Genomic DNA, 18,715 nt, shown 5'->3' with positions numbered 1-18,715 from the left:
TCATGAGCATCCAGATCCTCGTCATCGACGACGAACCGCCGATCCGCAAGTTGCTGCGCACCGGCCTCGCCACCCAGGACTACGCGGTGCTGGAGGCGCCGAACGCCCGCCGGGCGCTCGAGATCCTGGGCGAGGAGCGGGTCGATCTCGTGATCCTCGACCTCGGCCTGCCGGACATCCGCGGCCTCGAGCTGCTGCGGCGCCTGCGCGAGAGCCACCGCGACCTGCCGGTGGTGGTGCTGTCGAGCCGCACCGACGAGTCCGGCAAGGTCGAGGCCCTCGACCTCGGGGCGGACGACTACGTGACCAAACCCTTCGGCATGGGCGAGTTGCTGGCGCGGCTGCGCACGGCGCTCCGCCACCAGCTCGCCCAGCAGGGGGAGCGGCCGGTCTTCGTGGTGGACGGGCTCAGCGTCGACCTCGTGCGCCGCATCGTCCGGGTGAACGGGGCCGAGGTGAAGCTCACCCCGCGCGAGTACGATTTTCTGCGCGTGCTGGTGCAGAATGCCGGCAAGGCCATGACCCACGCGCAGCTGATGGATCAGGTCTGCGTGAATTCCGAGCCGCAATACCTGCGGGTCTACATGCGCCAGCTGCGCCAGAAGCTCGAAGCGGATCCGGAGCGCCCGCGGATCCTGCTCACGGAGACCGGAATCGGCTACCGGCTGCGGGCGCCCGACGACGCGCCCCGGCCGTGAGCGACCGCGTCCCGCCCGACGACGCGGTGGTGGCCCTGCGCGTGGGCGGCCAGGACGCCCTCTTGGAGGAGCTGTCCCGGCGGGCGTCCCGCGCGACCGGACTTGACGCGGAGCGGATCCGCGAAGCGCTCCGGTGTCGCGAGGCGCTCGGCTCGACCGGCATCGGCGGCGGCCTCGCCCTGCCCCACGCGCGGCTCCCCGGCCTCGCCCGCTCCTTCGTGCTCGTCGCCTCCCTGCGCAACGCGATCCCCTACGAGGCGGTGGACGACCGGCCGGTCGACCTGGTCGTGCTGCTGCTCCTGCCGGAGGATGCAGGCCCCGCCGCTCTCGCCGGGGTGGCGCGGCGCCTGCGCGAGCCGGGCGCCGCCGCCGCGATGCGGGCAGCGCGGGACCCGGCGCAGCTCGCGCTGGCCTTCGCGGGCCCGGCGCCGGTCAGGCCGTTGCCAGGGTGAGCGCGCCGAGGCCGCCGAAATCGGCCCGGAGGCGCTGACCGGGCAGCACCTGGACCAGGGCCGTGCAACTGCCGGTCGCGACGACGTCGCCGGCATCGAGGCCGCGGCCCTGCGCGGCGAGGCGTCGGGCGAGCCAGACCAGCGCCGCGAGCGGTCCGCCGAGGCTGTCCGCGCCCCGTCCGGTGGCGAGCACGTTCCCGTCGACGGCGAGCGCGACGGCGGCCCCGGCGAGGTCGCGATCCCGCCCGAGGGCGACGCGCGGACCGAGGACATGGACGACGTCGAGGCCGAGATCGGCGGTGGCGGCCCGCTCGTCGAGGGGCGGGCTGCCCGGCACCCGGCGCCCGAGCAGGTGGAGGTCGAGGTGACAGGAGAGGCAAGCCGCGGCCGCCCTCTCCGTCGTGAGCGGCTCGCCGTCGACCGGGAAGGGCCGGCCGAGCCGGAGGCAGAAGCCCGCGCCGGCGCCGATGAGCCCGAGCGGCAGCCGATACCGCACGCCCTCCGGGAGGAGAGCCTCGCGCAGCAGGGGCGCGGCGACCGGCTCGCGGCAGCCGAGCTGGCGCGCCGCGAGGGGGTTCGTGGCGGCGAGCACGTAGCCGGCGGGCGTGCCGCCGAAGTAGTGCAGGGCCGCCTCCGCCACGGCCTCTGCCTCCTCGAGATTCGCGAGGCGGCCGAGATCGAGGCGGGTGGCGACGGCTCCGGCGCGGCGCGCGGCGGCGAGGTGCAGCCCGAACGCCTCGATGGCGGAGGGAACGAGGGGCATGGGATCCTCCCGGACCTCGCTCAGATTCGGAACTCGATCGGCTCGGCCGAGAGCGCGACCGCGTCGGGACGCCGCCCGGTCTCGCCTTCAGCGTAGTGGAGCGCGTCCCGGCGGCTGCGGAACAGGCCGCCCGCGCGCCCGTGTGTGGCGAGGGCGACCCAGCGCCCGAGATGGTCCTGGCCGATGAGGAAGGCCGGGAGGCTCGCCCGCGGCGACGCGGCGTGGAGGGCGGCGGGTTCGAGGGGGAGAGGCAGCGGTTCGAGCATGGGACGATGGGGTTCGCGCGGTCCTCTCGGGGCCGCCCCTGCAATCTCGTCGCGACCGCATAAGGGATCGAGACGGAGAGGGACCCAACCGCATCAGTCTCTCGTTAGGAGGGCGCGGTCCCGGCGGAACGGCGGCATGCGTCGCCGCGTCGGTGGCCATCAGGGTCGATGCGAGAACGTGAAACCCATGGCGAGCCTTCCCGACATCACGCCCGACCAGATCCGGGAGCGGGCCCACGAACTCTGGGAGCGCAACCACAAGCCCGAAGGGTTCGACCTCGAATTCTGGCTGCTGGCGGAGCGCGAGCTGAAGGCCGAGCGCGCGCGGGCGGCGCGCGAGAGCGAGGCCGCCGCCCAGGAGCGGGTTTCGGAGGGCTGAGGACGGCGCGGGCCGCGTGCGCCAGCGCACACGGTTCGGCCCGCCTCCCGGCACTCAGGCGCATGGGACGGAAACGTCCCCCGTTCCAGCCGGAGCCGGACCATGACCACTCTGACCCACGCCGCCCTGCCCGCCCTCGAGATGCGCCTGCGCGAGGCCGTCGACACGCTGATCGGGGCGGCCGCCCTGCTGGTGCTCGGGCTGATGATGCGGGGCGCGCCCCGCGCCGTGCTGGCGGCGATCCCCGGCGGGCCGGGCCAGGCCGATCTCGGCTTCGGCCTCGGCGAGGCCCGCCGCGGCGTCAGCCGCTGAACACCGAGGTCAGTTGCTGCCCGCCGCGGTTGATCGTCACCTCCCAGGCCGAGAGGCTGTTGCGGGTGACGCGGTCGAGGTCCTTGGTGGTCGTCACCGGGACCCCGTTCACCGCCACGATCACGTCGCCCTTCTGGAAGCCGGCCCTCTGGGCGATGGTGCCCCCGTCCACGTCGGCGATCACCACGCCGTCGCCCGGCAAGTCGAGCTGCAGTTCCTCCGCCACCGCCGGGGACAGGTTCACCGCGGTGGCGCCCAGGAAGGGGGAGCGGGCGCGGACCTTCAGCGTGTCGCGCGGGCGCGTCTCGGGGGCGGGCGCGAGCTTCACCGGCACCGTGACGCGGTTCGTGCCGCGCAAGACGGCGAGCTTCGTCTCCCCGCTGATGCCCTTGAGGGCGAAGCGGTAGCCGAAGGCCTCCGGGTCGTCGACCGGCTGGCCGTCGACGCTGAGGATCAGGTCGCCGCGCTTCAGCCCCGATTCCTCGGCCGGGCTCTTCGCGATCATGCCGGCCACCAGCACCCCGGTCGGGTGGTCGAGGCCGACGCTCTCGGCGATGTCGGGGGTGACGTTCTGGAGTCGCGCCCCGAGCCAGGGCCGGCGCACCAGCTTGCCGCCGCCCTTGGCGGTCTCCACCACCGCCTTGACCATGCTGGCCGGGATCGCGAAGCCGATGCCGTGGCTGCCGCCCGATTGCGAGAAGATCGCCGTGTTGATGCCGACGAGCGCCCCGTTCAGGTCGACGAGGGCGCCGCCCGAATTGCCCGGGTTGATGGCCGCGTCGGTCTGGATGAAGAACTGGTAGTCGGCCGAGCCGACCTGCGTGCGGGCGAGCGCCGAGACGATGCCCTGGGTCACCGTCTGGCCGACGCCGAACGGGTTGCCGATCGCGATCACGAAGTCGCCGACCTGCAGGGACTCGGAATCCCCGAACTCCATCGGCGAGAGGCCGCCCGGGGCCTTGATGCGCAGCACCGCGAGGTCGGTGCGGGGGTCGCGCAGGACGATCTCGGCGGGGAATTCCCGCCGGTCGCTGAGCGCCACCTTCACCTCGTTCATGTTCTCGATGACGTGGTTGTTGGTGACGATCAGGCCCGCCGCGTCGACGATCACGCCCGAGCCGAGGGAGCGCTGCGCCCGCTCCTGCGTGCCGCCCGGCCCGGACTCGCCGAAGAAGCGGCGCAGGAACTCGTCCATGGCGTTGCGGTTGGCCGAGCGCTTCTCGACATGGGCGCCGTAGACGTTGACGACGGAGGGCGCCGCCTTGCGCACCAGCGGCGCGAAGGAGAGCTGCACCTGGCCGCGGCTCTCGGGCAGCGCCCGGGTCGGGGGGGCGGGATCGGCCAGGACCGCCGGGGCGGAGAGCGTGGGGCCGAGGGCGAGCGCGGCGACCAGGGCAAGGCGCGACGGAGGGCGCATCGGGCAGGGCTCCGGAAAGGAAACGGGACGGCGCCGCCCGGGCCGGGACCGGGGCGGGGCTTTCCCCATCCTTCCCTAAACAGCACTGCGCTGAAAAGATGGCGCCCTGGCCGTCGGGTGGGCCGTGCGGGCGCGCTCGATCAGGGCGGCGTAGAGCCGCGAGGCGGCCGTCGCGTGGGCGGCGAGCGTCGTCGGCGCGGCCCAGTAGCGGGCATGGGCGGCCCGGCCCATCCGCCGCACCAGGGCGTCGTCCTGGAGGTCGTGGAACACCCGGGCGAGCAGGCCCGCCTCCGGCCGGGTGACGAAGCCGGTCTCGCCGGACAGGATCCGCTCGGCCGCGCCGGCCCGGCTCGACGCGACGGCCGGAATGCCGCAGGCCAGGGCCTCGTAGACGGTGAGCGGCCCGGTCTCGAGCCAGCGCGAGGGCGCCACCACCGCCCGGGCGCGGGCGCGCAGCAGCGCCTCGACCTCGGCGGGCTCGCGCCAGCCCACCACCTCCACGCCCGGCATCCCGGCGAGGTCCGCCGCGAGCGGCCCGTCGCCGACGAACAGGGCCGGCATCCCGGCCGCCCGCGCCGCCGCGGCGACGAGGTCCGCCCCCTTCTCGCGGGTGAAGCGCCCGACGAAGGCGACCGCGTCGCCCCGCGCCGGATCGGCGGGGTCGCGGCGCTCCACCCGCACCGGGTTGTCGATCCGGTGATGGTGGAAGGTCCCGGCGGGCAGGAGGGGGGCGAGACGCGCGCGGCTGCTCTCGCAGACATGGACGAGGTCGAGGGGCCGGTCGCGGAAACCGCGCAGGGCGAGCCGCGTCGCGGCCTGGCGCAGCACCCGCACCGCCTTGTGCGCCCGCGATTGCGGATCGCAGGGGGCCGCGAGGCAGGCGGCGCTCAGGGGATCGAGGGTGCAGGCCTCGGCCCGGTCGAACCGGTAATAGACCCCGTTCGGGCAGACCAGGAAATAATCGTGCAGCGTCACCGCGACCGGCAGCCGGCTGCGCGCCAGCGCCGCCAGCACGGAGGGGGACAGGCTCCGGCTCCAATTGTGCAGGTGGACGCAATCGGGCCGCAGGTCGGCGAGCGCCGCCGCGAGGCGCCGCCCCGCGGCGCGGTTCCAGATGCCGTCGCGCGCCCCGCGCCAGGCGGGCTCGTCCCAGACATCCGCGAGCCCGAGCCCGACCCGGCGGATCGCCGGGTGGTCGAGCAGCGGATCGGCCGGCCCGTCGGCGCCGTGGATCAGGCTCACCGCGACCCCCGCCTCGGCCAGCCCGCGCGCCGATTCGATCGCGACCTTCTCGCCGCCGCCCCGCGGCAGGCAGAAGTTCGTCAGGATGGCGACGTGCATCGGAGCGGTCCCGCGCCGGCCGAGAGCGGCCGAGATCTGTTTTACCGCCTCTCAACTGCCAGCTCGTAAACAAACGGTTCGGCGGAGACCGATCTCATGGATGTCGTCCTCATCCTCGACCACGGGCACGTCAATGGCGGCCAGGCGAAGGTCGCCATCGATTCCGCCCTCGGGCTCGCCGGGCGCGGCCACCGGGTCACGCTGCTGGCGGCGGTCGGGCCGCTCGATCCGCGCCTCGCCGCGGCCGGGATCCGGGTCGTCGGCCTCGGCCAGACCGACATCGTCTCCGCGACCTCGAAGCTCGCCTTCGCGGGCCAGATGCTGTGGAACCGCCCGGCCGAGCGGGCGCTCGACGCCCTGCTGGCGGGGCGCGATCCCGGCCGGACGCTCGTCCACGTCCACGCCTGGGCGAAGGCGCTCTCCCCCTCGATCTTCGCGGCGATCCGCCGGGCCCGCCTGCCCGCGCTCTACACGATGCACGAGTTCTTCCTCGTGTGCCCGAATGGCGGCTTCTACGATTACCGCCGCCACGCCATCTGCCACCGCACCCCGCTCTCGGCCGCCTGCATCGGCACGAATTGCGACATGCGCAGCTACCCCCGCAAGGCCCTGCGGGTCGCCCGGCAGGTGCTGCTGGAGCGGGTGGCGCGCTGGCCGGAGGCGGTCCGCGACGTGGTCACGATCAGCGACCTGCAGGAATCCGTGGTCGCGCCGCTGCTGCCTTCGGGAATCCGCCTGCACCGGGTCGACAACCCGATCGCGGTGACCGATCCGGGCCCGAAACCCGCGGGCGCCCCGGGACCCGTCACCTATGTGGGCCGGCTCTCCACCGAGAAGGGCGTGCTCCTGTTCGCGGAGGCCGCCCGGCGCGCGGGCGTGACGCCGGTCTTCGTCGGCGACGGGCCGGAGGCCGCCACCCTCGCCGCCCGCTACCCGGAGGCGCGGCTCCTCGGCTGGCGCGACCCGGCGGGGGTCCGGGAGGCGCTGCGGGCCGCCTCCTGCCTCGTCTTCCCGTCGATCTGGTACGAGGGCCAGCCGCTGACGGTCTACGAGGCGCTGGCGCTCGGCACGCCGGTGGTGGTCAGCGACGCCTGCGCGGGCCGCGAGGCGGTGGCGGACGGCGAGACCGGCTACTGGTTCCCCTCCGGCGACGCCGAGGCCCTGGCCGAGCGCCTGAGGCGGCTCGGCGACCCGGCCACGGTGACGCGGATGAGCGCCGAGGCCCATCGCCGCTACTGGGCGAACCCCCTCACCCTGGAGCGCCACTGCGCGCGGCTGGAGGAGGTCTACGGCCTCGTCCTGCGCCGGCACGAAGCGGCCACCGCGGCGGAGGCGGTGCGCCTCGCACCCGTGGTCTGAGGTGCCCGCCACCCGGCGCGCCGAACCCCGGCGGCGACCGGCGCGTTGAGGGGGCAAGCCCGCACGCGATGCGGCCCCGAAACCGGAGATCCGCCATGCCGACGACCGACGACCGGCGCGACGCGCCCGACCTGCGCCAGGACGGCGCCAAGACCGACGACCACCGGCCCGACGACCACCTGCCCGACAACCGCAAGGAGAAGCTCGACCAGCGCCTCGACGACGGCCTAGAGGAGACATTCCCGTCGAGCGACCCGGTCTCGGTGAAGATCACCAAGTAGGCCCGCCCCTCCCCACCCGGGCAGGTGCCGCGCGCGGCCTCGATCCCCATCATCGGGGCACCGACAGGAGCCCCGCCATGCCCGATTCCCCGACCACCTTGCAGGTCTTCTCGCAGGACCTCGCGGCCCTCTCCGCCGCGGCGGCGCCGAGCGTCGTCGCGGTCCACTCGCACCGGCACCGCGCCAGCGGCTTCGCCTGGAAGCCCGGCCTCGTGGTCACCGCCGACGAGGCCCTGGCCGAGGAGGGCGAGATCGCCGTCCAGGCGCCCGACGGCGCCACGCTGGCCGCGACCCTCGTGGGGCGCGATCCCGCGACCGACATCGCGCTGCTGCGTATTCCCCGCACCGACCTGCCGCCCGCCCCCCTCGATCCCGCGCCCGTCGCCCTCGGCCAGCTCGCCGTGGTCGTCGGCGCGGCCGAGGCGACGCCGACCGTGGCGCTCGGCCTCGTCTCGCGGGCCGGGCCGGCCTGGCGCAGCCTGCGCGGGGGTGAGATCGATGCCCGGATCGAACTCGACGCGGCCTTGCGCCGCTCCGCCGAGGGCGGCCTCGTCCTCGACCCCGGCGGCCGGGCGATCGGCATGGCGGCGTTCGGGCCCCGCCGCCGGGCGCTGGTCATCCCGGCCGCCACGATCGCCCGCGTGGCGCCCCTCCTCGAATCCCGCGGGCGCATCCCGCTCGGCTATCTGGGCCTCGGCCTGCAGCCGGTGCGCCGGGAGGATCGCAGCCCCGGCCTGATGGTGATGAGCGTCGAGCCGGACGGCCCAGGCGCGCGGGCGGATCTGCGGCAGGGCGACGTGATCACGGCCTGGAACGGCGAGCCGGTGCGCGGCCTCGGGATGCTGCAGGCGGCGCTGGGCCCCGGCAGCGTCGGCACCAGCGTGGCGCTGACGGTGAGCCGGGCGGGGGCGCCGCTCGCCGTGTCCCTCACGGTCGGCGAGAGGCCGTGAGCGAGGTCGTCATCGGCCTCAGCGTCGCCACGCCCGATCTCGCCGACCGACTGGTGGCGCTCCTCGCGGACGTGCCGGGCCTGCGCCTCGCCCGGCCCGGCGAGGCGGCGGACGCGGTGCTGACCCTGCCGCCCGGGAGCGCGGTGCCGGAAGCCGGGCTCACGCCGCGGGAGGTCGAGGTGCTGGGGCTCCTCGCCGAGGGTGCCTCCAACAAGGCGATCGCGCGGCGGCTCGGGATCTCGGTCCACACGGCCAAGTTCCACGTCGGATCGCTTCTCGACAAGCTCGACGCGACCGGCCGCACCGACGCCGTCGCGCAGGCGGCGCGGATCGGCGTGATCCATCTGTAGGGCGGAGCGTCAGTCCAGGATGCGCTGGCGCAGGCCCATCAGGCCGGGCTCGACCGGCGCCAGGGGTGGCGGCGCGGGAACCGGGCGCACCGGCATCATCGCCCGGAACTGGTCCCGGAACTCGCCGGCGATGCGGTCGGCCTCCCCCGTCCCGCGGATCACCTTGGGGCGCAGGAAGACGATCAGTTCGGTGCGGGTGCGCGTGTCGGCCCGGTTGCGGAAGGCGGAGCCGATCAGCGGCAATTGCCCGAGCACCGGCACGGCCTGGTTCTCGAGCTGAGCCTTCTCCTGCACCATGCCGCCGATCGCCAGGCTGTGCCCGTCCGAGACCGCCACCGAGGTCGCCACGCGCCGCTGGCGGATGGTCGGCGAATTGATGGTGGAGGTCGTGGTCGGCACGACGTCGCTGACCTCCTGGTTGATGTCGAGGACGACGAGCCCGTTCTTGTTCACCCGCGGAGTGACCGACAGGATCACGCCCGTGTCCTTGAGCTCGATCTGGTTGAGGATCGGCGCGTTGGCGCTGAGCGCGCTCTGCCCGGTCTGTTTCACGATCGGCACCTGGTCGCCGATCTGGAGCTTCGCCGTGCGGTTGTCGAGCACGGTGATGTTGGGCGAGGAGATCACGTTGACCCGCGTCACGCCCTGGAGGGCGTTGAGCACGACGTGGAAATCCGCGTCGTTGAGGAGGTAGTTGAACCCCGGCACACCGCGCATGGCGGCGGTCACCAGGGCGGCCGGGCCGCTGGTGGCGCCCGTCGTCGCGCTCTGCATGGCCCCGACCGTGTCCGATTGGGCGAGGTTGAGCCGCGAGCCGCCGTTCTTCAGGAACCACTGCACGCCGAACTGGAGGGCGTCGTTGAGGGTCACCTCGGCGATCACCGTCTCCAGCAGCACCTGGGTCGGGCGCGCGTCGAGACGGCCGAGGATGCGCAAGATCTTCTCGTACTGGGCCTGCGTCGCCGAGATCACGAGGCTGTTGTTGGTGTCGTCGGCGACGATCCCGATCCCGCCGCGGCGCGTTCCGCCCGCGCCGTAGCCGCCGCCATAGCCGCCGAGATCGGCCCCCCCGTAGCCCATGCCACCGGCGGACCCGGCATCGGCGAAACCGCCGCCGAGGCCGGAGCCATACCCGGAGCCTTGCCCGGCCGCGCCCCCGAAGCCGGCGCCCTGGCCCGCGGCTCCGGACGAGGCCCAGCCTCCCGTGCCCGAGGCCGCGCCCATCGGCCCGCCGCCAGAGCCTCCCATCGCACCGCCCCCGCCCGTGCCGCCGCCGGACGGGCCGGTCGACGTCCCGCCGAAGGCGGATCCCGCGCCGCCGAGCCCGCCCCCCGCGCCGCCGAAGCCGCTCGCGGCGGAGAGTCCCCCGCCGCCGAACCCGGCCGTGCCGTCGCTCCCGGTGCCCGACACGCCGCCATAACCGGATTGGGCCCCGTAGCCGGAGGCGCCCATGGCGTTCGACGAGCCCATGGTCGGGTCCGACGCCACCACGCCCTGCAGCACCGCGGCCAGTTCCTTGGCCGAGCGGTTCTGGATCCGATAGACGAAGAGCTGGCGCTCGCGCTCGGCCGCCACGTCCTCCAGGCGGGTGATCCATTCCCGCGCCCGGTCGAGGTAGATCGCGCGCGAACTCACCACCAGGATGGCGCCGAGCGCCTCGTTGGGCATGAAGCGGATCATCGCGCCGGTGCCCGCGGCCTCGCCGCCGAACACCTCCGTCAGGTCGCGCGCGATGGCCGAGGGATTGGCGCGCTTCACCGGCACCATCGCCACCGAGAGCCCGCGCATCCAGTCGACGTCGAAGACCGCGATCGTCTGGCGCAGGGCCGCGATCTGCGCCTTGTCGCCGGAGACGATCAGCAGGTTGCGGGTGCGATCGGCCCGCAGCACGACCTCCCGCGGCGCCACCGCGGAGAGGATGCCCTGCATCTCGCTCGCCGAGATCCAACGCAAGGGAATGACCTGCGCGCCGGGCTCCAGCCGCCCCTCGGCCGGGTTGCGCACGGGCTCGGGGAGCGGAGGAGCGCCAGCAGGCAGGATCTGCGCGGTGGTTCCGCGCCGCCGGAGGGTCATGCCGCGGGCCGCCAGGGCATCCTCGAACATCCCGAGGAGCGCCGGACGGCTCACCGGGCCGGGCGTCTGGAGGGTGACGGTGCCGCCGACGCGCTCGTCGAGGGTGAAGCTCCAGTGGAGGGCGTCGACCAGCACGGCGCGGGCCGCGACAGCAACCGGTGCCTCGACCAGGTTGAGCGAGACGGTGCCCTCCGGGATCGGGGCGGCCGCGCCAGTCTCCTCGCGCACGAAGACGTCGCTGCCGCGGCGCAGCACGGTCGGGGCGCGGCTGCCGGCCCAGGATTCGAACGGGTCGGGATCGGCGGCGTGCGCCTGACCGCCGGCCAGGATCTCACCGGCGATGCCGACGGCGACGAGGATGGCGCGGACAGACGCCGCCTTGCCCCGCATCCCCGTCTCCATCGTCCTCGGACTCGTAGGGCATCATTGGCGGTCAGTATACTTAACCAACAGTAAAGATGCGGATATCGTCGCCCATCATTCGTCCGAACAGCCCCCGCGCGCCGGCGTGTCTCGGCTCACCCTACGAGACCATCCGAAGGTTCGGCCGCCCTCCCCTTGGGGCGGCCGTCGTTAGGGGAGCCGGGGCGCCGCGGCCGCCCGGAGGCGTCGCGCGTGGCGTCAGGCGTTCATGCCGCCATCCACCGTGATGCCGGTCCCGGTGATCTGCCGGGCAGCGGGACTCGCCAGGAAGGCGACGGCCGCCGCCACGTCCTCGGCCGTGCCGTAGCGGCCGAGCGCCATCCCGGCCCGCTGCCCGTCCGCCCGCTCGCCGTCGGCCGGATTCATATCCGTGTCAGTGGGGCCCGGATGGACGAGGTTGACGGTGATCCCCCGCGGCCCGAGTTCGCGCGCGAGGCCGCGGGTGAAGGCGAGGAGTGCGGACTTCGACATGGAATAGACGGTCACGCCGCCGAAGGCGACGCGCTCGGCCAGGCAGGAGCCGATCGAGACGATTCGCCCGCCTTCCGGGAGGTGCGGAATCGCAGCTTGGGCCGCGAGCACCACCGCGCGAATGTTCACCGCCAGGATGGCGTCGAGATCTGCGAGACTCATCGTCTCGACGGGGCCGTTCCGGACGATCCCGGCATTGTTGACCAGGATGTCGAGCCCGCCGAGCTGCTCGGCCGCCGCCTCGACGGAGGCGGTCACCGCTGCGGCGTCGGCACTGTCCGCCCGCAGGGCGACGCCGCGCCGGCCCGTCGCTGTGATCCGGCGCACGACCTCTGCGGCGCGTTCCTCGGAGCGTTCGTAGGTGATGGCCACGTCCGCACCGCGCTCGGCAAGGGTGCGGGCGATCGCCGCTCCGATGCCGCGTGAGCCGCCCGTCACCAGAGCACGCCGTCCCGTCAGATCACTCATCGCTCGTCTCTTCTGTATCGATCGACACAAAAATGGGTACCGGCGTAGCGACGACGGGTCAACGGATTTATATATCGATCGATGCAGAATCATCGGCCGGGCGCGCCGCCGCCTCCCTGCGTCCCGGGTCGGTCCCGAGGACGCCCGCGCGCCTTCGACCGGGACGAGGCCCTCGCTCGGGCGATGCGCCTGTTCTGGCGCAAGGGCTACGCCGCCACATCGATCGCCGACCTCACCGCCGAGATGGGCATCGGCTCCCCGAGCCTCTACGCGGCCTTCGGCTCCAAGGAGGCGCTCTACGCGGAGGCGCTGCGGCGCTACCGGGACGAGATCGAGCCCCTGATCTGGGGTCGGTTCGACGTGGAGAGAACGGCCCGTGGTGCGGTCGAGGCGCTTCTCTCCGATACGATCTCCACGCTGAGCCGGGTGCGCGGATCGGAGGATCCCCGCGGCTGCATGGTCGCGCTCTCGGCGGCGGCGATCGAAGGGCCGGCCGGCCTCGGCAGCCTCCTTCAGGAGGCGCGGTCTCGTGGATGCGAGCGCCTGGCGTCGCGCCTGCGTCGCGCCGTGGCGGAGGGGGAGTTGACGGACGAGATGGATCCTGAGGACCTCGCTCGGTTCCTGATGGCTGTTCTCGGCGGCCTCTCGCTCCTGGCCCGGGACGGCGGGGATCCCTGCGAACTCGCGGCGGTGGCCCGCGTGACGATGGCGATGTGGGAGGCGCGCACCAGTCCGAAGGATCCTCGGATGGAGTGAGTTAGTCGGCAATATAGTTTAATAAGGCGGCAAAAAGGAATATCGTGCAGGGCGAGCGCCCTGGATCCCCACCGGGTTTCGAACCACGCCGCCATCCCGTAGGGTCCCGACCGGCCGAATCCGGAGCGCAGCATGTCCCTCCCCTTCCCATCCCCGGACGCAGCGGGCGTCGCGCGGCTCGGCGATGTCCCGGCCCTGCGCGCGGCCGCGGCGCGCTGGCGCGCCGCCGGCGAGGCGGTGGCGCTGGTGCCGACCATGGGCGCCCTCCACGAGGGACACCTCGCGCTGGTCCGCCGCGGCCAGGAGACCTGCCGGCGGACCATCGTCAGCATCTTCGTCAATCCGACGCAGTTCGGCCCCTCCGAGGATTTCTCGCGCTACCCGCGCGACGTCGAGCGGGACATCGCGCTGCTTGCCGAGGCAGGGGCCGACGCCGCCTACCTGCCCGACGTCGCCACCATGTACCCGGCGGGCTTCGCCACCACGGTCAGCGTCGCGGGGCTGACCGACGTGCTCTGCGGCCCCCTGCGGCCCGGCCATTTCGCGGGCGTCGCCACAGTGGTGACCAAGCTCCTCCTCCAGGCCCTGCCCGACCGGGCGCTGTTCGGCGAGAAGGATTACCAGCAGCTCCAGGTGATCCGCCGCACCGTGCGCGACCTCGACGTCCCGGTGACGATCGAGGGCGTCGAGACGGTGCGGGAGCCGGACGGGCTCGCCCTCTCCTCCCGCAACCGCTATCTCTCGGCCGAGGAGCGGGCGGTCGCTCCGCGCCTGCACGCGGTGCTGCGCGACATCGCCCAGGCGGTGCGTGGCGGTGACGCAACGGCGCCGGCCCTCGCGCGGGGGATGGCCGCCCTCGCGGCGGCCGGCTTCGCGCCCGTGCAGTACCTCTCGGTCAACGATGCGGAGACCCTGGCGCCCCTCGACCGCGTCGCCGGCCCCGCCCGGGTGCTCGTCGCCGCTTATCTCGGCCGCACCCGGCTCATCGACAACATCGCCGTCTGACCGCGCTCAGGCGCGGCGCAGGCGCAGGGCGTTGCCGACCACGAAGACGCTCGACAGGGCCATGGCCCCGGCCGCCAGGACCGGCGAGAGGAACGGACCGCCGAACAGCCCGAGCACGCCCGCCGCCACCGGGATCAGGGCCGCGTTGTAGGCGAAGGCCCAGAACAGGTTCTGGCGGATGTTGCGCATCACCGCCCGCGACAGGTGCAGCGCCTCGACGACGCTGCCGGGATCGCCCGCCATCAGCACCACGTCGGCGCTCTCCACCGCCACATCCGTGCCGGTGCCGAGCGCGATGCCGACATCCGCCTCGGCGAGCGCCGGCGCGTCGTTGATGCCGTCGCCCACGAAGGCGGTGGGGCCGTGGGCGGCGCGCATCTCCGCGACGGCCGCCCGCTTGTCGGCGGGCAGCACCTCGGCGAGCACGCTGGCGATGCCGAGGGTGCGGGCGATGCCGGTGGCGGCGCGATGATCGTCGCCGGTCACCAGGGCCACGGCCACGCCCTGGCGCTGCAGGGCGGCGACCGCCGCGGCGGCCCCGGGCTTCACCGGATCCGCCACGGCCAGGAGAGCGGCGAGCCGCCCGTCGAGGGCGAGGTAGAGGGGCGAGCGCCCGGCCTCGCCGAGCCGGGAGGCGGCCGCGGCGAGGGGCGCCACGTCGATCCCGAGCCGGGCCATGTGGCGCGCGGCCCCGACCGCGACGGCCCGGCCGCCGGCGCGCCCTTCGAGCCCGAAGCCCGGCACCGCCGCGAAGGCCTCGACCGGCGGCAGGGCGAGGCCGCGCTCCGCAGCTCCCGCCACGATCGCGCGCCCGAGCGGATGCTCGGAGCGGGCCTCCAGGGCGGCCGCGTGGGCGAGCGCCGCGCCGGCCTCCGCCGCGCCGAGATCCGGCGCCGGGACGAGGTCGGTGAGGACCGGGCGTCCCTCGGTGAGCGTGCCGGTCTTGTCGAAGGCGACCGCCCGCACGCCCTCCAGCGCCTGGAGGGCGGCGCCGTTGCGGAACAGCACGCCGCGCTCCGCCGCCCGCCCGGTCCCGACCATGATCGAGGTCGGCGTGGCGAGACCCATCGCACAGGGACAGGCGATGATCAGCACCGCGATGGCGTTCACGAACGCGAGCGCCGAGGAGCCGTCCGGCACGAGAAGGAGCCAGCCGAGGAAGGTGAGGAGCGCGATTCCCATCACGGCGGGCACGAACCAGCCGGTCACCCGGTCGACCAGGGCCTGGATGGGGATCTTCGCGCCCTGCGCCGCCTCGACCATGCGGACGATCTGGGCGAGCACGGTGTCGGCGCCGACCCGCTCGACGGCGACCTCCAGGCTGCCGGTGCCGTTGATGGTGCCGCCGATGACCGCGGCCCCTTCGGCCTTCTCGACGGGGATCGGCTCGCCGCTGATCATGCTCTCGTCGACCGCGGAGACGCCGCCGACCACGCGCCCATCGGCCGGCAGGCGCTCGCCCGGGCGCACGCGGACGCGGTCGCCGGGCCGGAGATCCGCCAGCGGCACCTCGACCTCGCCGCCGTCGCGGAGGATCCGCGCGGTTTTCGGCGCCAGCGCCACGAGCCGCGCAATCGCCGCGCCGGTGCGCCCCCGGGCCCGCGCCTCCAGGAAGCGGCCGAGCAGGATCAGGGTGACGATGAGCACGGCGGGCTCGAAATACAGGTGAGCGGTGCCCTCCGGCAGCCGGTCGGGGGCGAAGGCCGCCACCAGGGAGGCGCCGTAGGCCGCGCCCGTCCCCAAGGCCACGAGGGCGTTCATGTCCGGGTGCCCGCGCAGCAGGCCCGGCACGCCGCGGCGGAAGAAGCGGCGGCCGGGCCCCGCCAGCACCAGGGTGGCGAGGAGCGCCTGGAGGCCGGCGTTCCAGGCCGGCGGCAGCAGCGCGTGCAGGGCGTGCTCGCCCAGGAGATGGCCGCCCATGTCGAGGAGCACGACCGGCGCGGCGAGGAGCGCCGCCAGGATCAGGTCGCGGCGCAGGGAAGCCGCCTCGGGGGACGGGGCGGGCGCCTCCAGGACGGCGGGGGCGAGGGGCCGCAGCGCATAGCCGGCCGCGTCCACCGCCTCGGTCAGGGCCGCGTCCTCGACCAGCCCCTCGGGATAGCGCACGCTCACCCGCCCGGTGGCGAGATTGGCGCTGGCGTCGATCACGCCCGGCACCACCTTCAGCACCCGCTCGACCCGGGCGACGCAGGAGGCGCAGGTCATGCCCTCGACCGCGAAGGTGGCGGTGCGCTCGGGGATCGCGTAGCCGGCCCCCGCCACCGCCTCGGCGATCGCCACCGGGTCGTTGTCGGGGGAGAGGTCGATGGTGGCCCGGCCGGTGGCGAGGTTCACCGCCGCCGCGGCGACGCCCGGCACCGCCTTCAGCACCCGCTCGACGCGGCCCGTGCAGGAGGCGCAGGTCATGCCCTCCACGGGCAGGGTGAGGCGGCGGGCGGTGGCGGTCATGGCCTTGTCCCTCGGGTACCCCCGACGATATGGGCGTTTCGCGGCGTTGCGGGCAGACGGCCCGGCTTCGCGCCTCCCCTGCACACGCAACATGGTTTCGCCGCGCTTGCCCGCCAGACGGCCGCAGGAGCGGAGGCGGGCGCATGGGCGGCGGCAAGGGCGGCGGCAAGGGCGGCGGACGAGGCAGCGCGACGGGCGGACGGGACGCCGGGCGCCGGGCGGCGCTCCTCGCGCTCGGGCTCGCGCTGGCGCCCGCCCCCGCCCGCGCCCACCCGCACGTCTGGGTGCAGGCGCGCACCGAGATCGTCGTCGACGAGGCGCGCGCCCTCTCGGCTCTGCGCCTGTCCTGGACCTTCGATCCCGACTACACCGCCTTCGCGGTGCTGAACCTCGATTCCCGGCGCGACGGCGTGCCGGATCCCGACAAACTCGCGGCCCTCGCGCGGGACCGTGTCGCGGCGCTCGCGGAGACCGGCTACTACCTGCAGGCGAAGCTCAACGGCCGGTCCCTCGCCTTCGGCGCGGCGCGCGAGGCGCGGGCCGAGGTCCGGGACGGCCGGCTCACCCTCTCGTTCACGCTCGCGCCCGCCGAGGCGTCGGGGCCGCTGCGGACCCTGGTGCTGACCACCGCCGACCCCGATTTCTACGTCGCCTTCGGGCTCGCCCCGGGGGCCGAGGCCGGGCGGCTCTCGGGTCCGGCCGGTTGCGTCGTGAAGGTGACCCATCCGGCCAAGGAGGCGCGGATCGGCGAGCAGCTCGTTCCCGACAGCGAGGTGGCGGCCCGGCCGGGCAGCGCGGCGGCCACCGGCGCCGACTATACGGGGCGGCTCCTCGTCGCCTGCCCGTAACACGGGCGCCCCCCACAGAAACCGGCTCGCCGATCTCCACCGCCCCCTTTTCGGGCCCGTTCCGGGCCTGCGCGCATGCAGCGCCAGCGGAATGCGACCCGGAAACCAGCGCAAGACTCCGCGAAGCGTCCGCTTGTCAGCAACGGATCAGGAATGCGGAGCCGCTTCGCGGCAGATTCTCGTGCTGGATTCCGGATCTCTTCCGCCGACGCTGCCCTCGTCCGGAAAAGGGGAGTGTGGCTTCAAGCGGGTATTTCCTGGTTTCATCCGCTTGGCCCGAACCGAAACCGTATCACTCCGGATGGGCCGGAGCCGCGCGCGCGGGGGGAGCGACCGCCTCGTCCACGGCCGGGAGCAGCGCCCGAAAGGTCGAGCCCTCCCCCGGCACGCTCTCGATGGCGAGCCGGCCGCGGTGGCGGTTGAGGATGTGCTTGACGAGAGCGAGGCCGAGCCCGGTGCCGCCCTGCTGGCGGCTCGACGCGGCATCGACCCGGTAGAAGCGCTCGGTCAGGCGCGGCAGATGCTCGGGGGCGATGCCCGGCCCGTCGTCGGAGACCGCGATCTCGATCTGGGGCGGGCGCCCCGCCCCGGCGGGCCGGCGGGAGAGGCGCACGGTGACGCGGCCGCCGTCGCCGCCGTACTTCACGGCATTCTCCACGAGATTCTCGACGAGGCGCAGGATCTCGTCCCGGTCGCCGAGCACGGTCAGCGGGGTGGCCTCGGTCTCCAGCGTGACGGTGGCGCCGCGCTCCTCCGCCAGGGGATCCAGGGAATCGACGATCTGGCGGGCGAGGGGCTCGACGTCGATCGGGGTGGTCGGCGGGACGTGGGCGCGCAGCTCGATCCGCGAGAGCGAGAGCAGGTCGTCGATGAGCCGCGTCATCCGCAGGGCCTGCTCGCGCATGATGGCGAGGAAGCGGTCGCGGGCGGCCGGGTCGTTGCGGGCCGGACCCTGCAGGGTCTCGATGAAGCCGAGCAGCGAGGCGAGCGGCGTGCGCAGCTCGTGACTGGCATTGGCCACGAAGTCGACCCGCATCGTCTCCAGGCGCTTGGCCGAGGTGAGGTCGCGCAGGAACAGGACGAGGTTCGGCTCGCCGCCCTCGTCCGCCGAGCCCTTCATGGCGCCGATCTGCACCTCGAAGGTGCGCTCCGTCGGCACCCGGGGGCTGTAGAGGATCTTCAGCGGCTCGCCCGCGTGGAGGACGGTCTCGATCCCGTCGAGCACGCCCGGGTCGCGCAGCGCGAAGGAGAGCGGGTATTTCGGCCGCAGGGCCGGCAGCAGCGCCCGGGCGGCGGCGTTCGCCTCGATCACCAGGGCCCGCCGGTCGATCAGGATCACCGGATCGGGGATGTTGGCGAGGAGAGCCTCGGCGAGGCTCGCCCGCCCGTCCCGGGTGCCCTCGCGGCGCGGCAGCGAGCCGACCGTCCGCGGGGCGGCGAGCCAGCCCCCGAGCAGGATCGCCGCGAGCGTGCCGAGGCCGAGCCAGAGGTCCGAGGTCCGGTCCCAGGCCGCGGCCGCCGCCACGATCAGGGCGGAGACGAGTGCCGCACGCCACGCCGCCCGGCGCGCGGCGGCTCCCTTGTGCGGATCGAAGGGCAGGGACGGCATGGTCACGAGCCTACGCCGAACGCGTGACGGGTTCGCGATGCCATCG

At 74.2% G+C, this 18,715-nt stretch carries 19 protein-coding genes; 11 read left to right on the top strand and 8 right to left on the bottom strand.

What is annotated here, in order from left to right; all coding sequences use genetic code 11:
- Positions 1 to 2 precede the first annotated feature (2 nt).
- Positions 3 to 698 carry a response regulator gene (locus ACW9J6_RS08175; RefSeq protein ID WP_457115959.1) on the top strand — a complete coding sequence of 232 codons (696 nt, stop codon included), beginning with the start codon at positions 3 to 5 and terminating at the stop codon, positions 696 to 698.
- Positions 695 to 1,150, top strand: coding sequence for a PTS sugar transporter subunit IIA (locus ACW9J6_RS08170; RefSeq protein ID WP_457115958.1), 456 nt, complete (start codon positions 695 to 697; stop codon positions 1,148 to 1,150). Before ACW9J6_RS08175 ends, ACW9J6_RS08170 begins: the two co-directional genes overlap by 4 nt.
- Here ACW9J6_RS08170 and ACW9J6_RS08165 read toward each other — a convergent pair.
- Both ACW9J6_RS08165 and ACW9J6_RS08160 read right to left on the bottom strand, forming a co-directional pair.
- Positions 1,131 to 1,913 (bottom strand): 2-keto-4-pentenoate hydratase, encoded by a 783-nt coding sequence (locus ACW9J6_RS08165; protein WP_457115957.1) that lies wholly within the window; start codon positions 1,911 to 1,913, stop codon positions 1,131 to 1,133. The two genes, ACW9J6_RS08170 and ACW9J6_RS08165, sit on opposite strands and share 20 nt — an antisense overlap.
- A gap of 20 nt (positions 1,914 to 1,933) precedes the next feature.
- Positions 1,934 to 2,179, bottom strand: coding sequence for a hypothetical protein (locus ACW9J6_RS08160; RefSeq protein WP_457115956.1), 246 nt, complete (start codon positions 2,177 to 2,179; stop codon positions 1,934 to 1,936).
- A 187-nt stretch (positions 2,180 to 2,366) separates the two neighbouring features.
- Between ACW9J6_RS08160 and ACW9J6_RS08155 the strand changes: the two genes are divergently transcribed.
- Entirely contained in the window at positions 2,367 to 2,558 is a 192-nt protein-coding gene (locus ACW9J6_RS08155; protein ID WP_457115955.1) for a DUF2934 domain-containing protein, read from the top strand.
- A 102-nt stretch (positions 2,559 to 2,660) separates the two neighbouring features.
- On the top strand, positions 2,661 to 2,870 hold the full coding sequence (locus ACW9J6_RS08150; RefSeq protein ID WP_457115954.1) for a hypothetical protein: 210 nt from the start codon (positions 2,661 to 2,663) through the stop codon (positions 2,868 to 2,870).
- Here the strand turns inward: ACW9J6_RS08150 and ACW9J6_RS08145 are convergent.
- Complete coding sequence (locus ACW9J6_RS08145) at positions 2,860 to 4,287, bottom strand: DegQ family serine endoprotease (RefSeq protein ID WP_457115953.1); 1,428 nt, start codon at positions 4,285 to 4,287, stop codon at positions 2,860 to 2,862. The two genes, ACW9J6_RS08150 and ACW9J6_RS08145, sit on opposite strands and share 11 nt — an antisense overlap.
- A 75-nt stretch (positions 4,288 to 4,362) precedes the next feature.
- Positions 4,363 to 5,628 carry a glycosyltransferase gene (locus ACW9J6_RS08140; protein ID WP_457115952.1) on the bottom strand — a complete coding sequence of 422 codons (1,266 nt, stop codon included), beginning with the start codon at positions 5,626 to 5,628 and terminating at the stop codon, positions 4,363 to 4,365.
- A 96-nt stretch (positions 5,629 to 5,724) separates the two neighbouring features.
- Here ACW9J6_RS08140 and ACW9J6_RS08135 point away from each other — a divergent pair, with 96 nt between their 5' ends.
- The 4 genes from ACW9J6_RS08135 (at position 5,725) to ACW9J6_RS08120 (ending at position 8,568) form a co-directional block, all read left to right on the top strand.
- A complete protein-coding gene (locus ACW9J6_RS08135) occupies positions 5,725 to 6,987 on the top strand; it encodes a glycosyltransferase family 4 protein (protein WP_457115951.1) in 1,263 nt (420 codons plus the stop codon).
- A 95-nt stretch (positions 6,988 to 7,082) separates the two neighbouring features.
- Positions 7,083 to 7,268 carry a hypothetical protein gene (locus tag ACW9J6_RS08130; RefSeq protein WP_457115950.1) on the top strand — a complete coding sequence of 62 codons (186 nt, stop codon included), beginning with the start codon at positions 7,083 to 7,085 and terminating at the stop codon, positions 7,266 to 7,268.
- Positions 7,269 to 7,345: 77 nt separating this feature from the next.
- A complete protein-coding gene (locus ACW9J6_RS08125; RefSeq protein WP_457115949.1) occupies positions 7,346 to 8,218 on the top strand; it encodes a S1C family serine protease in 873 nt (290 codons plus the stop codon).
- Positions 8,215 to 8,568: a response regulator transcription factor gene (locus ACW9J6_RS08120; RefSeq protein ID WP_457115948.1), complete on the top strand. Its 354-nt coding sequence runs from the start codon at positions 8,215 to 8,217 to the stop codon at positions 8,566 to 8,568. Before ACW9J6_RS08125 ends, ACW9J6_RS08120 begins: the two co-directional genes overlap by 4 nt.
- Before the next feature lie 9 nt (positions 8,569 to 8,577).
- On the opposite strand, the gene gspD is transcribed toward ACW9J6_RS08120, so the two are convergent.
- Together gspD and ACW9J6_RS08110 are read right to left on the bottom strand one after the other, a co-directional pair.
- Positions 8,578 to 11,031 (bottom strand): type II secretion system secretin GspD, encoded by a 2,454-nt coding sequence (gene gspD, locus ACW9J6_RS08115; RefSeq protein WP_457115947.1) that lies wholly within the window; start codon positions 11,029 to 11,031, stop codon positions 8,578 to 8,580.
- Between the two features lie 231 nt (positions 11,032 to 11,262).
- Positions 11,263 to 12,003 carry an SDR family NAD(P)-dependent oxidoreductase gene (locus ACW9J6_RS08110; protein ID WP_457115946.1) on the bottom strand — a complete coding sequence of 247 codons (741 nt, stop codon included), beginning with the start codon at positions 12,001 to 12,003 and terminating at the stop codon, positions 11,263 to 11,265.
- A gap of 81 nt (positions 12,004 to 12,084) precedes the next feature.
- On the opposite strand from ACW9J6_RS08110, the gene ACW9J6_RS08105 reads away from it, so the two are divergent.
- Together ACW9J6_RS08105 and panC are read left to right on the top strand one after the other, a co-directional pair.
- A complete protein-coding gene (locus tag ACW9J6_RS08105) occupies positions 12,085 to 12,759 on the top strand; it encodes a TetR/AcrR family transcriptional regulator (protein ID WP_457115945.1) in 675 nt (224 codons plus the stop codon).
- A gap of 132 nt (positions 12,760 to 12,891) precedes the next feature.
- The gene (gene panC, locus ACW9J6_RS08100) at positions 12,892 to 13,764 is read left to right on the top strand and encodes a pantoate--beta-alanine ligase (protein WP_457115944.1); all 873 of its coding nucleotides are present in this window, start codon (positions 12,892 to 12,894) and stop codon (positions 13,762 to 13,764) included.
- 6 nt (positions 13,765 to 13,770) lie between these two features.
- Here panC and ACW9J6_RS08095 read toward each other — a convergent pair whose 3' ends face one another.
- Complete coding sequence (locus ACW9J6_RS08095) at positions 13,771 to 16,212, bottom strand: heavy metal translocating P-type ATPase (RefSeq protein ID WP_457115943.1); 2,442 nt, start codon at positions 16,210 to 16,212, stop codon at positions 13,771 to 13,773.
- 143 nt (positions 16,213 to 16,355) lie between these two features.
- Between ACW9J6_RS08095 and ACW9J6_RS08090 the strand changes: the two genes are divergently transcribed.
- Positions 16,356 to 17,060 (top strand): DUF1007 family protein, encoded by a 705-nt coding sequence (locus ACW9J6_RS08090; protein ID WP_457115942.1) that lies wholly within the window; start codon positions 16,356 to 16,358, stop codon positions 17,058 to 17,060.
- A gap of 292 nt (positions 17,061 to 17,352) precedes the next feature.
- Here the strand turns inward: ACW9J6_RS08090 and ACW9J6_RS08085 are convergent, their stop codons facing one another.
- Positions 17,353 to 18,669, bottom strand: a complete 1,317-nt coding sequence (locus ACW9J6_RS08085; RefSeq protein ID WP_457116054.1) for an ATP-binding protein — start codon at positions 18,667 to 18,669, stop codon at positions 17,353 to 17,355.
- Between the last annotated feature and the right edge of the window lie 46 nt (positions 18,670 to 18,715).

It is taken from the genome of Methylobacterium sp. JK268 (assembly GCF_054052225.1).
Note: the sequence above shows the minus strand (reverse complement) of the source record. Positions and strands in the feature narration are given on the sequence as shown.

What these genes read in the sequence shown, in the direction of transcription:
- ACW9J6_RS08150 (WP_457115954.1), top strand. Translation starts at nt 2,661, where the DNA reads ATGACCACTCTGACCCACGCCGCCCTGCCCGCCCTCGAGATGCGCCTG.
- ACW9J6_RS08105 (WP_457115945.1), top strand. Translation starts at nt 12,085, where the DNA reads ATGCAGAATCATCGGCCGGGCGCGCCGCCGCCTCCCTGCGTCCCGGGT.
- gspD (WP_457115947.1), bottom strand. Translation starts at nt 11,031, where the DNA reads ATGCGGGGCAAGGCGGCGTCTGTCCGCGCCATCCTCGTCGCCGTCGGC.
- ACW9J6_RS08085 (WP_457116054.1), bottom strand. Translation starts at nt 18,669, where the DNA reads ATGCCGTCCCTGCCCTTCGATCCGCACAAGGGAGCCGCCGCGCGCCGG.
- ACW9J6_RS08110 (WP_457115946.1), bottom strand. Translation starts at nt 12,003, where the DNA reads ATGAGTGATCTGACGGGACGGCGTGCTCTGGTGACGGGCGGCTCACGC.
- ACW9J6_RS08130 (WP_457115950.1), top strand. Translation starts at nt 7,083, where the DNA reads ATGCCGACGACCGACGACCGGCGCGACGCGCCCGACCTGCGCCAGGAC.
- ACW9J6_RS08090 (WP_457115942.1), top strand. Translation starts at nt 16,356, where the DNA reads ATGGGCGGCGGCAAGGGCGGCGGCAAGGGCGGCGGACGAGGCAGCGCG.
- ACW9J6_RS08175 (WP_457115959.1), top strand. Translation starts at nt 3, where the DNA reads ATGAGCATCCAGATCCTCGTCATCGACGACGAACCGCCGATCCGCAAG.
- ACW9J6_RS08140 (WP_457115952.1), bottom strand. Translation starts at nt 5,628, where the DNA reads ATGCACGTCGCCATCCTGACGAACTTCTGCCTGCCGCGGGGCGGCGGC.
- panC (WP_457115944.1), top strand. Translation starts at nt 12,892, where the DNA reads ATGTCCCTCCCCTTCCCATCCCCGGACGCAGCGGGCGTCGCGCGGCTC.
- ACW9J6_RS08145 (WP_457115953.1), bottom strand. Translation starts at nt 4,287, where the DNA reads ATGCGCCCTCCGTCGCGCCTTGCCCTGGTCGCCGCGCTCGCCCTCGGC.
- ACW9J6_RS08155 (WP_457115955.1), top strand. Translation starts at nt 2,367, where the DNA reads ATGGCGAGCCTTCCCGACATCACGCCCGACCAGATCCGGGAGCGGGCC.
- ACW9J6_RS08095 (WP_457115943.1), bottom strand. Translation starts at nt 16,212, where the DNA reads ATGACCGCCACCGCCCGCCGCCTCACCCTGCCCGTGGAGGGCATGACC.
- ACW9J6_RS08125 (WP_457115949.1), top strand. Translation starts at nt 7,346, where the DNA reads ATGCCCGATTCCCCGACCACCTTGCAGGTCTTCTCGCAGGACCTCGCG.
- ACW9J6_RS08160 (WP_457115956.1), bottom strand. Translation starts at nt 2,179, where the DNA reads ATGCTCGAACCGCTGCCTCTCCCCCTCGAACCCGCCGCCCTCCACGCC.
- ACW9J6_RS08165 (WP_457115957.1), bottom strand. Translation starts at nt 1,913, where the DNA reads ATGCCCCTCGTTCCCTCCGCCATCGAGGCGTTCGGGCTGCACCTCGCC.
- ACW9J6_RS08135 (WP_457115951.1), top strand. Translation starts at nt 5,725, where the DNA reads ATGGATGTCGTCCTCATCCTCGACCACGGGCACGTCAATGGCGGCCAG.